At 51.1% G+C, this 12898-nt stretch carries 10 protein-coding genes and 4 pseudogenes; 6 read left to right on the forward strand and 8 right to left on the reverse strand.

Features of this window, described 5'->3' with window-relative positions:
* Positions 1–169 precede the first annotated feature (169 nt).
* From KL786_RS17485 to KL786_RS17505, 5 genes are all read right to left on the reverse strand, one after another.
* On the reverse strand, positions 170–1417 hold the full coding sequence (locus KL786_RS17485; RefSeq protein ID WP_033902317.1) for a TolC family protein: 1248 nt from the start codon (positions 1415–1417) through the stop codon (positions 170–172).
* A complete protein-coding gene (locus KL786_RS17490) occupies positions 1417–1719 on the reverse strand; it encodes a DUF3240 family protein (RefSeq protein ID WP_033902318.1) in 303 nt (100 codons plus the stop codon). The genes KL786_RS17485 and KL786_RS17490 overlap by 1 nt, the downstream gene beginning before the upstream one ends.
* Entirely contained in the window at positions 1712–4798 is a 3087-nt protein-coding gene (locus tag KL786_RS17495; protein ID WP_186352427.1) for an efflux RND transporter permease subunit, read from the reverse strand. Before KL786_RS17495 ends, KL786_RS17490 begins: the two co-directional genes overlap by 8 nt.
* Entirely contained in the window at positions 4795–5910 is a 1116-nt protein-coding gene (locus KL786_RS17500) for an efflux RND transporter periplasmic adaptor subunit (RefSeq protein WP_051422214.1), read from the reverse strand. Before KL786_RS17500 ends, KL786_RS17495 begins: the two co-directional genes overlap by 4 nt.
* A gap of 128 nt (positions 5911–6038) precedes the next feature.
* Complete coding sequence (locus tag KL786_RS17505) at positions 6039–6338, reverse strand: metal-sensing transcriptional repressor (RefSeq protein ID WP_033902319.1); 300 nt, start codon at positions 6336–6338, stop codon at positions 6039–6041.
* Positions 6339–6851: 513 nt separating this feature from the next.
* Between KL786_RS17505 and KL786_RS17510 the strand changes: the two genes are divergently transcribed.
* From KL786_RS17510 to KL786_RS29885, 3 genes are all read left to right on the forward strand, one after another.
* On the forward strand, positions 6852–7589 hold the full coding sequence (locus KL786_RS17510) for a HupE/UreJ family protein (protein WP_033902320.1): 738 nt from the start codon (positions 6852–6854) through the stop codon (positions 7587–7589).
* Positions 7590–7601: 12 nt separating this feature from the next.
* Positions 7602–8243 carry a hypothetical protein gene (locus KL786_RS17515; protein WP_034139980.1) on the forward strand — a complete coding sequence of 214 codons (642 nt, stop codon included), beginning with the start codon at positions 7602–7604 and terminating at the stop codon, positions 8241–8243.
* 92 nt (positions 8244–8335) lie between these two features.
* On the forward strand, positions 8336–8464 hold the full coding sequence (locus KL786_RS29885) for a hypothetical protein (protein WP_256675350.1): 129 nt from the start codon (positions 8336–8338) through the stop codon (positions 8462–8464).
* Between the two features lie 43 nt (positions 8465–8507).
* On the opposite strand, the pseudogene KL786_RS17520 reads toward KL786_RS29885, so the two are convergent.
* Positions 8508–8819, reverse strand: a pseudogene (locus KL786_RS17520) (KUP/HAK/KT family potassium transporter); the annotation flags it as partial.
* On the opposite strand from KL786_RS17520, the pseudogene KL786_RS17525 reads away from it, so the two are divergent.
* Positions 8814–9181, forward strand: a pseudogene (locus KL786_RS17525) (hypothetical protein); the annotation flags it as partial. The pseudogenes KL786_RS17520 and KL786_RS17525 sit on opposite strands and share 6 nt — an antisense overlap.
* A gap of 59 nt (positions 9182–9240) precedes the next feature.
* On the opposite strand, the pseudogene KL786_RS17530 reads toward KL786_RS17525, so the two are convergent.
* A pseudogene (locus KL786_RS17530) lies at positions 9241–9657 on the reverse strand (helix-turn-helix domain-containing protein); the annotation flags it as partial.
* Between KL786_RS17530 and KL786_RS17535 the strand changes: the two are divergent.
* Positions 9658–10059, forward strand: coding sequence for a hypothetical protein (locus tag KL786_RS17535; protein WP_033897991.1), 402 nt, complete (start codon positions 9658–9660; stop codon positions 10057–10059).
* A gap of 698 nt (positions 10060–10757) precedes the next feature.
* Here the strand turns inward: KL786_RS17535 and KL786_RS17540 are convergent.
* Entirely contained in the window at positions 10758–12005 is a 1248-nt protein-coding gene (locus KL786_RS17540) for a PDDEXK-like family protein (protein WP_051421994.1), read from the reverse strand.
* A 156-nt stretch (positions 12006–12161) separates the two neighbouring features.
* Between KL786_RS17540 and KL786_RS29610 the strand changes: the two are divergent.
* A pseudogene (locus KL786_RS29610) lies at positions 12162–12362 on the forward strand (site-specific integrase); the annotation flags it as partial.
* Positions 12363–12898: the final 536 nt, after the last annotated feature.

Consider the following 12898-nt stretch of genomic DNA (forward strand, 5'->3'; position numbering starts at 1 on the left):
ACATGGCGGCACCTTACCGGAGGGTGAGGTGTTGCACTCAGTTTTTGCGGCCGCCTGGTGATTGCAATGACCGCCACTCATTCTGACCTACAAACATAACCTCAAGATGATTGAAGAATTACAAATTTGAAAGAATTCCGGCAGCTGATTGCGCTGCCGGAATGGTGGCTCAACTGTGATCGAGATCCCAGATCCAGTGGGCATCAATCAGGAGGGATAAGTTTGTCTTTAACGTCTCTACTTGTGCCTCTAGGGCCGTTGTGGCTGCCGAAACGGATTGGCGGCGGGCTAAAAGCAATGATTGAAGATCCGCCTCCCCCAACTCATACGCTCGTTGAGTCTGGCTCTTGTTCGTTTCCATCTCCTGAGCTCCGTCCTTGGCAAGCAGATAGCTTTCAAAGGCGCCTTCAGCCAACGCCAGATTTTGTGTAATCAAGGTCGTAAGTTGTCGCTTAACAAGCGCTGAATCGTGCCTAGTAGCGTCTTCCTGCGCCAACGCTTGAGCATAACGCGCACTACGTGACCGGCTAGGTATTGGCATACTCACGCTGACGCCATAGATACGCTCTCTGTTACCCTGCTCAGAGTTCGTAAATACGCCAAATGTGGGGTCGGGTATTTTATCCGCCCGGGCACGTCCGGACAAACCTTCAGCGCGCCTTGCAGTTGCGATGGTGCGCCTCAGCTCATCGCTTTGCTCAATAATTCTCGCCGTCCAGGACTCATCATTTCCAGTAACTTTTACGGGAGCCGGCAGAGCGACTCGCGCTCGCTCAACGCCAGGAAACTTGGTGGTAAGCGCAATCCAAGTCGTAGTTGCCTTCACCTTTGCATCATTACCCGAGCGTAATTGATCGGAGAGCTCTGCCTTAGCGATATTCACGTCAAGCGTAGATGCGTCCCCCGCTCTGTTGCGTTTCTGCACTGCTGCCAGGCTATCTTTAGCCGACTCTACTCCTCTCGCCGCAATATCTCGGGCCTCCTCAGCAGCTTGCCAATCAAGCCAAGCTAACATCAGTTCACGGGCGGCTTCATGCCTAGCTTCACCATAACTAGCCTCCGCAATTTCAAGGGTTGCGGTACTGATATCCGAGTCAGCACTAGACTTTCCAGGGAGCCGTATGGTGCGCTCTACTCCAGCCGTCCACTCGTTATAGTTAGGCCCCCCCTGGACACGACGCTGCTGAGAGGTACCGTTAACTATCCATTCGTAAGGAGATCTTTTAATAATCCCCGCCTCCTGTATAGCCGCATCCAGACTGGCCCGGGCTGACTCTACTCGTGGATCTGCATCCAATAGCTTTGTCGCAATGCTTGCTGGTAAAATTTGAGCAGGTGGCAATGGCATTTCAAAAGACTGAGGCTGAGCCGCTCCACTGGCACCCAGTAGTAATACTAGAAGTAATAACTTTTCCATCACACCAGAACTCCCGAACGGTAAATAGGGGTCGACCAATAGCGAATACCCGAGCTAGTGAAAAGCCTCTCAAATTCACTAATCCAGAGTTCGAAGCGTTCCTCGTCTACCACGACAACGATTTCCGTTTCTTTAGCGCTTCCCATAACCTGCTCCGCAGAGTTCAACATGGAGTTGGATAGTCCATGTACTGAAACCACCCTGCTCGTAAAGACTCCGATGCTAGGATCACAAAGAAAATAGTCAGAAACCTTCTCTTCAAGACTTAGCGGCAAAAGTAGAGTAATTCGCAAGTTAGGCATTGGAGCTCTCCTTTTTCGAATGAGCAAAACGCAAATACAGTATCGGTAAGAGGAGAAGTGTCAATGCCGTAACAGTGATCAAGCCGCCTATCACTACAATAGCCAAAGGGCGTTGAATTTCTGAGCCAGGGCCCGTTGCAAATAGAAGTGGAACCAGTCCAAAAGCAGTAATAGAAGCAGTCATGAGGACTGGTCTTAACCGGCGCCTTGAACCTTGGATGACTACGTCTTTAATAGCCATCCCTTCATGATAGAGCTGATTGAAATAGCTGACCAAGACGATCCCGTTGAGTACCGCGATACCTAACAGTGCGATGAAGCCGACTGAAGCTGGCACTGACAGATATTCGCCAGTAACCCAAAGGGCAACGATACCGCCTACAAGTGCAAAAGGAATATTGCTAAGAATAAGCAGAGCCTGTCTGACGGATCCAAATGTCGAAAACAGCAGCACGAAAATCAAGCCAAGTGCGACTGGAACCACAATAGATAATCTCGCAGCAGCGCGCTGTTGATTCTCGAACTGCCCACCCCAAGTAATTGTGTAACCTTTGGGTAATTCGATATTTTTGGCAACCGAAGCCTTGGCCTCCTCAACAAAACCTACCAGATCCCTGTTACTCACGTTCGCAATTACTACGCCATATCGGCTACCCATTTCACGGTCAATTTTAACGGGGCCGTCCGCACGAACTAACTTGGCGACATCGCGCAGAGGAACAGACATTCCTGAAGGTGTAGTGATAATCAAAGCATCGAACTCCGCCGGTGAGGTACGAACACTTTTATCAGCACGAATCAAGATCGGCGTACGCTGATTGCCCTCGATCACAATGCCAGCTTGCTTACCTTCAATCTGAACTCTAAGTATGTTTTGAATGGTTTCAACATCAAGTCCTAATCGACCTGCTTGCAATCGGTCAATTTCGACTCGCAAGTATTGGACACCGTCATTTTGAACCGTATAAACGTCCTGGCTACCGTTGATTGTCTTCAGTAATTCTTCAATTTGGGTTCCGAGCTTATTGAGTGTGCCAAGGTCTGGGCCATATACCTTCACGGCCAAGTCGCCCCGAACACCAATAATCATTTCAGATACACGCATTTCGATAGGCTGAGTAAAGCTGTATTCGATACCAGGTAAATTATCTAGAACTTTACGAATCTCATTCAGCAAATCTTCCTTAGAGCTCATGCGCCACTGGTCTTTTGGCTTGAGCAGCAAATAGGTGTCAGTCTGATTGAGACCCATAGGATCCAAACCAATCTCATCAGAGCCAGCGCGAGCTACAACTCCTTTTATCTCTGGTATAGCCGTCATCAACGCCATTTGAATCTTTTTATCCAGCTCGGCAGTTTGCTCGAGACTGATGGATGGCAATTTCTCTATACCCACGATCAAGTCCCCTTCATCCATTGTAGGCATAAAGGTTTTACCGACTTGTGTGTACACAATCCCAGCGGCTAAAAGCATAACTGCAGCACCAACAAACACTACTTTTTGCTTCTGCATGCCCCAACTCAAAATCGGGTTATAGAGCCCTAGAAGCTTTCTCGCCAACCAAGGATCTTCATGCTTTACCTCTTTTAAAAAATAAGATGAAAGCACAGGTATAACAGTTAAGGAAAGCAGCAACGACCCTGCCAGTGCAAAAGCAATCGTCAGCGCTACAGGGACGAAAAACTTGCCCTCAAGGCCTTGTAGGGTCATTAGAGGGAGGAAAACAGTAATGATGATCAAGATACCAGAAGTTACAGGAACAGCGACTTCTCGAACGGCTCGGAATATGAGATGAAGCCTTGGAACTTTTCCACGAGACTCATCGGTAGCCAGTCGCTGCACGATGTTTTCAACAACGACCACTGCCGCGTCGACCAGCATCCCGATTGCAATTGCTAACCCCCCCAAGCTCATAAGGTTGGCAGACATATTAAATAGTCGCATAAGGATGAAAGTAATCAGCGCCGCAAGTGGCAGCACGAGCGCAACGGTCAAAGCCGCACGAATGTTCCCCAAAAATAGTGCAAGTAGAATGATGACGAGTACGGTTGCTTCAAGTAAAGCTTTGAAAACAGCACCGACAGCTTTATCTACCAGAGACGAGCGGTCATAGAAACTCGTAATCGATATCCCTGCAGGTAAGGTAGGTGCTAACTCTGCCAATTTGTCCTGCACGCCTTTAACCACCTCACGCGCATTTGAACCAGCAAGGCCTAGTACCAATCCTTGCACTGCTTCATTGGTGCCATTCTGAGTTACTACGCCATAGCGTGTGAGCGTTCCGATCTGTACTCTCGCAATGTCGCTAACTCGAACCGGAGTTCCGGTCGTCGCACTCACCACTATATTTTTTAGATCGTCAAGCGAGTTAATGCTGCCCTCACTTCGCACCAATAATACTTCATCGCCTTCGGCCAAACGTCCTGCACCATCGTTCCGATTATTTATACTTAGAGCATTCGATAGTTGCTCCAGGGTTATTTTATTGGCTGCCATCTTCATAGGGTCAGGAAGCACCTCAAAAGTGCGCACCAAACCACCCAGGGAGTTGACATCGGCAACTCCAGGCACTGTCCGCAGCGCCGGCCTAATTACCCAGTCCAACAAGCTTCGGCGTTCTACCAGCGATAAAGAGTCTCCGTCGACCGTAAACATGAACATTTCCCCTAACGGGGTAGTGATAGGAGCCATGCCACCGGAAATACCCTCCGGTAAACTGTCCGACAGATTTCCGAGTCGCTCAGCAACCTGTTGGCGAGCCCAGAAAATGTCGATGCCATCCTGAAAATCGATGGTGACGTCTACCAGACCATATTTCGTCACTGATCGAAGTGTTTTGGTGTTCGGAATGCCAAGCATCTCAACTTCGACGGGTACTGCGATACGACTCTCTACCTCTTCCGGCGTCATGCCGGGGGCTTTCATAATAATTTTAACTTGAGTGCTTGCAACGTCTGGAAACGCATCAATCGGCAGGCCGCGATAGGCATACCAACCCGCAGCAGAAATCAAAACCGTAACCAAAATTATAAATAATCGTTGGGCCAGAGAAAATTGAATGAGCTTGTTCAAAATCATTCTGCTTCCCCTTCAGCAAGCCAGGCGCCTTTCAGCGCAATCACACCACTGATAGCTACTTGGTCTCGTGGTTGAAAGTCACCTTCAATTCGCACGTATTGGCCTGTACTGGCCATAACTTCGACAGGGCGGACTGAAAAGCCCTGCTCAGTTTTCACAAATACGACTGAGTCTGCCTTATTGCGAGCGATAGCGGACAATGGTAGATCCCAAGTATTTCCTGAAGATGCTACTGGAATATCGACTGAAATATACTCACCAGGCCTCAGCTTACCTTGAACGTTCTCTATTTCTGCTCGCATTATTACAAACTGATTGCCCGACGCTATAATGGGGCTGATGCTTTTAATTTTCCCTGATACATCTTTACCTACAACATTTACAATAGTACCTAAGCTTATATTTTGCGCAGCCGTTGAAGTGGCCTGTATATCTACCCACAGAACCTTGACTTGGGCGATATTCAATAAAGCTGTAGCAGCATCAACTCTCTGGCCGGGCTTCACCGAGATAGACGTGACAATACCGTCTTGAGCCGCCGCCAAAATAATTCCGTCCGAAGGCGAACCCGACTTTATAATTTTATCGGTGTCAGACTTCGAGAGACCTGCAAGTGAAAGTTCTGAGCGCACCTGTGATAGCGTTGCCTCAGCCTCACGTAAGGCTGCCTCCGCTTCTTGCGCCCTCCGTTGAGGAATAATGCCCTCTTCAAAGAGAGTATTTTCGCGGTTGTAGGCTTTTCTAGCGAGGCTTGCTCGAGATGAAGCCTGTAGCAATTCAAGCTGCAATTGGCTCATGGCGGGGCCTGTCAACCGCACCACCGGGTCACCTTTTGTTACAACCTGAAATTCCGAGACGAGAAGCTGCGAAACCATAGCCTGCATCGGTGACGTAACGATCTGTTCTGCGCCGGGAGGTACGACCACCTGAGCAGGGTAACGATTTTTTAGATCTCCAGAGTTACTAAGAACTGGTGCTGTCTGGATTCCCATCGTCTTCATCTGATCGGTGCTTATATTAAGCTGTTCAACCGCCCAGGCTTGACTTCCTAAAAAACAGGAAACCAAAAGCGTGATGTTCCGGCGAAGTTTGAAGCTAGTGGTTTTCGTCATCTTCTTTCCTAATAACGTAAGTCGCTCGCCAAGCCATTGGGCGCTCTCTATCTGGCCTTACGAGTCAAGTAAAGCCGGATTGCTTAAAGCTGGCCTATAGCAGTTCAGCGAAGTTTGGCATGTTTAACCTAGAGGTATTTGGTGATTTGTTTGAACGCTTCCAACGGTGCGCGCTCGCCATTACCCAGTGCCGAAACGGTGTCCTCTAGACAGTGATCAATGTGATCCTGGATGAGCGTCCGCTTGGCTTGGCACACCGCTTTTTCTACAGCATGCAACTGCTGTGCGATGTCCACGCATTGGCGCCCCTCTTCGATCATGGTGATGATGCCTCGCAAATGACCGTCCGCCCGCTTGAGGCGCTTGATGATTGCCTCATGACTTTGGTGAGTGTGGGGATGGCTGTGTTCTTGTTCGTGTTCACTCATGACTTGAGGCTCAGGCTTCAATGAATTATGCTGGCATCCTATCCCCCCTAGGAGGATATAGTCAAACGTAAGAAAGCCCCATTCAACAGGTAGAAAACCGAACTCCATGTTCAGCAGGACACTGACAATAACGGTGGTAATCGCGCTTGCTCTCGCTATGTTGGTGGCTTGGGCCGGGCATACCTATTCGGTATCAGTGACGTCGACACAGCCAGCCTGGGAGATCACACAAGACGCCAATCATTCCCACGGCGAAGAGGCCTCATCCAGCTATTCAAGTCTTTCAGATCACTACCATTCGCCATTGACCCCTGATCATCAGCACGAGACGCCGCAACTCACTGCCGCGTTGATGCTGGCGACATCCCCTATGCTAGCCATCCGGGTCGATGCGCTTCGACACTCTGTTCCGCTGCCGCCGATATTTTTGATCGAGCGTCCACCCCGTCCTGCGTTCGCATCCTGACCATGGCCGCAATGCGGCCCACGATCACTGCAACGTAGGATTAATTCATGCATTCGTACTCAATGAGCGGTGTTGGCGCATTCTCTGCGCCCTCGCATCGCCCGCTATTACTGTTGTTTTTGTTTTTGGCGGCACTTTTCTTCGGCATGCCCGAAGCGATGGCGCATGCCGTCGCTGAAGGTGACAAGGGTTTCATCCAAGAAAGCACCGGAATCATGTTGTTGCCGTTCATCTATATGGGCGCCAAGCACATGATGACGGGCTACGATCACTTGCTGTTCCTGTTCGGAGTAATCTTCTTCCTCTACCGCCTGAAAGACGTGGGCCTCTACGTCACGCTGTTTGCGGTGGGACACTCGGTCACGCTGCTGCTTGGCGTACTTACAGAGGTCAGCATCAGCTCGTACATCATCGACGCCATCATTGGCTTCTCGGTGGTGTACAAGGCGCTCGACAACCTGGGCGCATTCCAGCGCTGGTTCGGTTTCCAACCCAACACCAAAGTGGCCACGCTGATCTTCGGCTTGCTCCACGGTTTTGGTCTGGCGACGAAGATCCAGGAGTACGAGATCTCGCCTGATGGCCTGATTCCGAACCTGATCGCCTTCAATGTTGGCGTTGAGATCGGTCAATTACTGGCCCTCAGCGCGATTCTCATCCTGATGGGGTACTGGCGTCGCACTGGTGGTTTTTGGCGCCACGCCTATACCGCCAACGTCGCCATGATGAGTGCCGGGTTTCTGCTAATGGGTTACCAAATCACCGGCCTGTTTCTCTCCGCGTAAGGAATTCTGACCATGTTTAATACTCCGCTTCCAACTGTTAATGAATTGCCAAGCACTCGCAAACTGGTGCGCTCGACTGTCATTGCACTGCTGACTGCTGTCGGTCTGCTGGTGACTGTTGTCATGCCTTCGGAATACGCCGTTGATCCAACAGGTGTGGGCCGAGCATTAGGGCTAACCCAGATGGGCGAACTGAAGATCATCCTGGCCCAAGAGGCTTTGGCGGATGCAACTCCGCCGCAAGCATCAGCTCCAGCTCCAGCTATGCAGGTCGCGCAAGTCCAGCCTGTTGCGAAACCTGTTGCTCAGCCGGCACCCACGCCAACTTCAGCTTTGAAGACGAATCAAATGAGCGTCACGCTCAAGCCAGGTGAAGGGACGGAAATAAAGCTCGAAGTCTTGAAGGGCAAGTCTGTTAGCTACGAATGGACTGCGGTTGGTGGGCCTGTGAACTTCGATACCCATGGCGAACCCTACAACGGCGAGAAGGGTTACTTCCACAGCTACAGCAAGGGCAAGCAGGTCAAAAGTGACAAGGGTGAATTTACGGCCATTTTTGACGGCACCCATGGTTGGTTTTGGCGTAATCGCAGCAACAACGACGTGACCATTGCACTTAAAACCAACGGCGATTACTTGAGCGTCAAACAGTAATTCAAAACAGCGATGGCTGTCCTGCTGCCGATAATTCAGCGCTCAGCCAGCACCAGACCATTTATTTCATCCAAATTTTGAAGAGTCCTTCCATGAAAATCCCAACCACCCTGTTTCGTTCGATGCTCCTGATCTGCTTCTTCGGCCTGATGACGGCATGCGGCGGTGGTGAGAAAGGAGAAACCTCCGAGTCCGCTGCACACGGACACTCACACGAGTGACACCCTGAATAGAACAAGGCCGCAGTTGCGGCCTTGTTTGTTTCTACATCTCAACCTGCGTACCCAGTTCGATCACTCGGTTCAGCGGCAAGTTGAAATATTTAAGGTTGCTGTTGGCGTTCTTCAGCAGAAAAGCGAACAAGCCTTCTCGCCAACGAGCCATACCGATCCGCTTGGTCGGGATAACGGTCTCGCGGCTAAGGACGTAGGTCGTACGCATCGGACTGAAGTCCAGCTCACTCAAATGACAAACACTCAAGGCTGCGGGTACGTCAGGCTCCTCGATAAAGCCAAAGTGGAGACTGACTCGGAAGAACCCTTCGCCGTAAGCTTCAACCTCAAACCGTCGACCCTGGGCGACAAAGTCCCCATCGTATTACTACCTCAGGAGTGGCTCGCCGGAGCGCTTCCACAGACTCAAAGCGTCAAAGATGCTGCCCTGTATTACTTCCTTCCCCACTGCACTGAAAAGACAAATGAGCCAAACAGCATTGGCCTTTGGCAGCAAGTCTATGAGCGCATGGGACTGAATTTACAGGTTCAAGCGAGCGGGTGCTGCGGCATGTCTGGTACTTATGGGCATGAGACAAAAAACGCCGGTACTTCAGAGGTGATCTACAAGCAGTCTTGGGCGCCGCTCGTGCCCCTGGCCGGTTATTGGCTGACAGATATTCTTGCCGAAGCCAAGTGAAACGGCAAGATGGTGTGACCGTCTAGCATCCCCTGCAGGCGCTGCGCGCTGTTGTCAGGGATAATGCAGCCTGAGCTCATGCGCATCAGTAAACTTTTGCCTGAGACTCAGTAAATGACTCGGCAGTGGGCCCACTTCCGTCTGCTTTTCGGCCCGGACTCATCTCACGAAAAAACGTACGCCGATATTCAGACGGCGACGTGCCAAGATGAACGCCGAATTGCTGCCTCAAAGATAAGGGCGTTCCGAACCCTGCCTCACCCGCCACACACTCAATAGGCAAGTCAGTCGTCTCCAACAGCTCTTGCGCCCTGACAACGCGCTGGGCGTTTAACCATTTTGAGAATGTGCTTCCGGTGGCTTCCCTGAATCGCCGAGTAAATGTGCGCCGACTCATTCTCGCCCTGTCCGCCAGCACGTCGAGCGACAGATCACTCGAAAGGTTCACACGGGCCCACGTTAGAACATCAGACAGATGAGTCTCGCTGGACAGTTGTGGCACATGAAACTGCAAATCGATATGACGATGTGCCTTGGCATTGCGATCAACGACAAAATGTCAAATGAAGACGCCAAACATATGTCCTTCGTCATCGCGCTTTGCGGATCGCTGGAGCAGATGGCTTCAAGCGGCGCCACCAAGGTCGCTTCGAAAGCGGCAGTGAAGGTTGTCAGTGAGTACCTCAAAGGCGCCACCCTTCAGACCATCAAACAGCTTTTCAAACAGGTGGGGATCAACTTCACCAAAGCTGCAGCGTCCAAGGCTATTCCATTCGGAGTGGGTGTTGTGATCGGTACTGCAGCCAATTATGCGCTGACTCGCTATGTGGGTAGCGTGGCCCGGGATGTGTTTTTGCTTCATATAGAGGGTAGTGAGGGGAGCGCCACCACGGAGCTGTCATAGCAGCTCACTGAACCAACCTGCGTACCGTCGCCACCCATTGTTTGGGGAAAATGAGTGGCGGCTACACCAGATTGGAGCGAGGCACCGCATGGAGGAACCGTCGCCTCAAAAGCAGCGCAGTCGTGAAAGCCACTCAGCCAGCGTTCGATCCATAAATCCTGCACGCCGATGGCTCAAATTCTGGTTTCCACACTTGGGGCAGTGAGCAAACCACTCACCCTGCCCCAGCACGTCACTTTGTGGCGCAACGGTTTTCTTCCATCCGCAGTCATTGCAAACAAATGTGAACGGCCTGGGTTTTACTGGCATGGTAATTCTCCAAATGGCGTTGAACGCACTCAACACTTCAGCAGTCTCGGACTCTTGGCCCTCATGCGATCGGCACCATCGCTTGCACAATCTCCAGCTTTCTCTGCAACTGCTGGACGTGCTCCTTTTCCGCCCGCAAGGCCGAGCGCAACTCAAGATTTCCCATTTCCCAGATCCACGCCCAGCGTGTCGCCGTTGTATTCAGCCGGCTACCAAAACCGATCGTTATAGCCACGCTTCCGCAGATCGTCTCCGCTTAGCGAGGATCAGCTGTGCCACTTCCTCTTACCGACACAACCTTTGACGATCAGTACAATTCGAGCGAGCGGAGGAATTGCGTTTGCATGCTGGGTGGGCACGAGGTGTTCCACCTTGAGCGCTTATCGCAGTTAAACCATCACCTCGTGCACGGACTCCAAAGCGGCTCTTGCTTTTACCGCCAGCCTGACAATTCGCTTAACCATGCCTTCTTCGGTTTTATCGCGCATTAGCAACCAAGGCTCCGGCGAGCTTGACCAATCCATGTAATTCGCTGGGAACACGGCAACCAGCTCGCCATTAGCCGGATACCAAGGCCACCATTCACTGGAGTCCCCCTTACCAAAGTACTCGCTCATGGCTTGGTTGATCTGCTGCCATTTTTCAGATTCATGCAGCACCGTTTCTGCATTACGACAGATTCCCCACGCCAACCACCTCAAGCCACTACCATCGAACTCAAAGCGCAGACAAAATTTATGGGCCGAGTGGAGCTCAATACTAAAGCCCGCATAGCGCTTGGCATCTGCGGTTAAAGATACCTTGCTAAGCGGCATGTCTTGCTCAGCCAAAGCCGTCTTCAATTCTCGCTCAAAATCCTGCAGTAGCTGATTTTTCACTGCAGAGATCGAAGCTGCCACGCGAAGCGCCGCATCGATGTTACCTGCGGAGGTCAGAATCAGTTCTTTGAGCTCTTGCGTTTCCACCACTTCACTTTCTCCATTAATGTGGCAGCGGATAAATTCAATCAGCTCCTCCACAAACAAACGTACCTTTGCTGCCTGACAGTGCACTACGGCACTTTGCAGCCAAGCAATCGCCTGACTGTAATTGATCTGCACAAAGCGTTGCTCGCACTCAAGCGCCTGGCGCTCAACCAAGCTGATGCTGGACTCATTGGGCTCCTCATTGCCCAAATAGACCAACAGGCTGCGCTGCCCAGTGGCCTGCTCGTGGATATAGGCTGCATAGTCTTTCAACTGATTTTTTTGATCGGCAGCCCAAGGCTTGTTTTCAATGGCAATCAGACCATTGTCCAGACGTAAGAAGATATCGATCCGACGCTGTCCATTGGCCTGCTGCTCAGTCACAACTTGACAGTGCTCAGCAGCCAAGGCCCAACTCGCTGCCTCACCTAAACAGCCAATAAACGCCTTTAAAAACAGCGCGCCCTGACCATGTACACCCTGCGGATCAAGCAACAGGGCAAAGTAGCGGGACAAACCGTTTTCATCACGGCGCAAAAAATCCAGCAAATAAAAATCAGGTGCCAATTGCGCGCTGTAACGTTTTTTCGCCTGTGCCAACGAGGCGATACGAATTCGGACTTCTTCCAGCAGCAGACTGGCGGCCTGCTCGACCTCTGGGCTAACTGTCATGGACTGCTCCAAGCATGCAGCGCAGGGGGGCTGCGCACTGGAAAAGGAAAACCCTGGCCGTTACGGACAAGATCTTAAATGGCCAGCATGATACCGGGCCGGTTCGACCGCGTCTGGTTTGGGTAAAGATCCTGGCTGAGCATTCTCAGTGATACTTTTCCAGCTAAACAAAACGAGGAACATCTCGACAACAAGGTGGTGAGTAAAAAGCTGGGCGATCGCCGGGCCAGGTTCAAAAATCGTGAGGCCCTCTCAAGCAGACAACACGACGACACCCGGGCTCTAGCAGACGGTCAGAACCGCGATTGGACACACCATGACCTGCGTCGCGCGGGAGCGACCATGATGCATGGCCTTACTGACGCATTACCCAGAGGGAGATCGTTGCATGTACGCGATTCTAGGAGGTCGATTTTTTGCTTCAGAATAGTGCTGCATCGAAAACCGACTTTTTCAGCGGAGTTAGTCAGTAGCCACCGACTCGGGGCATGTCTTCCAGCCAGTGCTTAAATCAGGAGAGCTACTTGATCACTTTCATGATCGCCCTGCGAGGTATAGACCAAAACCTGTTGCAACATTTTCAGTAAATGCACCGCGCTCGGCAAAGCATGACAACACACATCAAGGCACAAGCTTTCACACAGAGTCAGACTGGGGGGATAAGTGGGGGGACAAAATTTATTCATTAAAGAATTTAATTTAAAATCAATAGCTTAAGCAAATAAATAAGCCGCCCACAAGCCGGCTTTTTAATTGTCCGAAATTATCCTATCCCATCCTAGAGAACGCCTGATAGCGTAGCTATTCCGGGGGTTTCAGGCATACCCCTGTCCGATGGTGTCCAACGCCATTTGACCTCATCCGACGATGAGGTGGGGGGACAAAACGGACGA

This window comes from Pseudomonas sp. TAE6080 (assembly GCF_018732265.1).
Classification (GTDB): domain Bacteria; phylum Pseudomonadota; class Gammaproteobacteria; order Pseudomonadales; family Pseudomonadaceae; genus Aquipseudomonas; species Aquipseudomonas brenneri.

Excerpts from the sequence above, each read along its gene's own strand:
- KL786_RS17490 (WP_033902318.1), bottom strand. The coding sequence starts at position 1,719 with ATGCCTAACTTGCGAATTACTCTACTTTTGCCGCTAAGTCTTGAAGAG.
- KL786_RS17500 (WP_051422214.1), bottom strand. The coding sequence starts at position 5,910 with ATGACGAAAACCACTAGCTTCAAACTTCGCCGGAACATCACGCTTTTG.
- KL786_RS17505 (WP_033902319.1), bottom strand. The coding sequence starts at position 6,338 with ATGAGTGAACACGAACAAGAACACAGCCATCCCCACACTCACCAAAGT.
- KL786_RS17510 (WP_033902320.1), top strand. The coding sequence starts at position 6,852 with ATGCATTCGTACTCAATGAGCGGTGTTGGCGCATTCTCTGCGCCCTCG.
- KL786_RS17540 (WP_051421994.1), bottom strand. The coding sequence starts at position 12,005 with ATGACAGTTAGCCCAGAGGTCGAGCAGGCCGCCAGTCTGCTGCTGGAA.
- KL786_RS29885 (WP_256675350.1), top strand. The coding sequence starts at position 8,336 with ATGAAAATCCCAACCACCCTGTTTCGTTCGATGCTCCTGATCTGCTTC.
- KL786_RS17535 (WP_033897991.1), top strand. The coding sequence starts at position 9,658 with ATGAAACTGCAAATCGATATGACGATGTGCCTTGGCATTGCGATCAAC.
- KL786_RS17495 (WP_186352427.1), bottom strand. The coding sequence starts at position 4,798 with ATGATTTTGAACAAGCTCATTCAATTTTCTCTGGCCCAACGATTATTT.
- KL786_RS17515 (WP_034139980.1), top strand. The coding sequence starts at position 7,602 with ATGTTTAATACTCCGCTTCCAACTGTTAATGAATTGCCAAGCACTCGC.
- KL786_RS17485 (WP_033902317.1), bottom strand. The coding sequence starts at position 1,417 with ATGGAAAAGTTATTACTTCTAGTATTACTACTGGGTGCCAGTGGAGCG.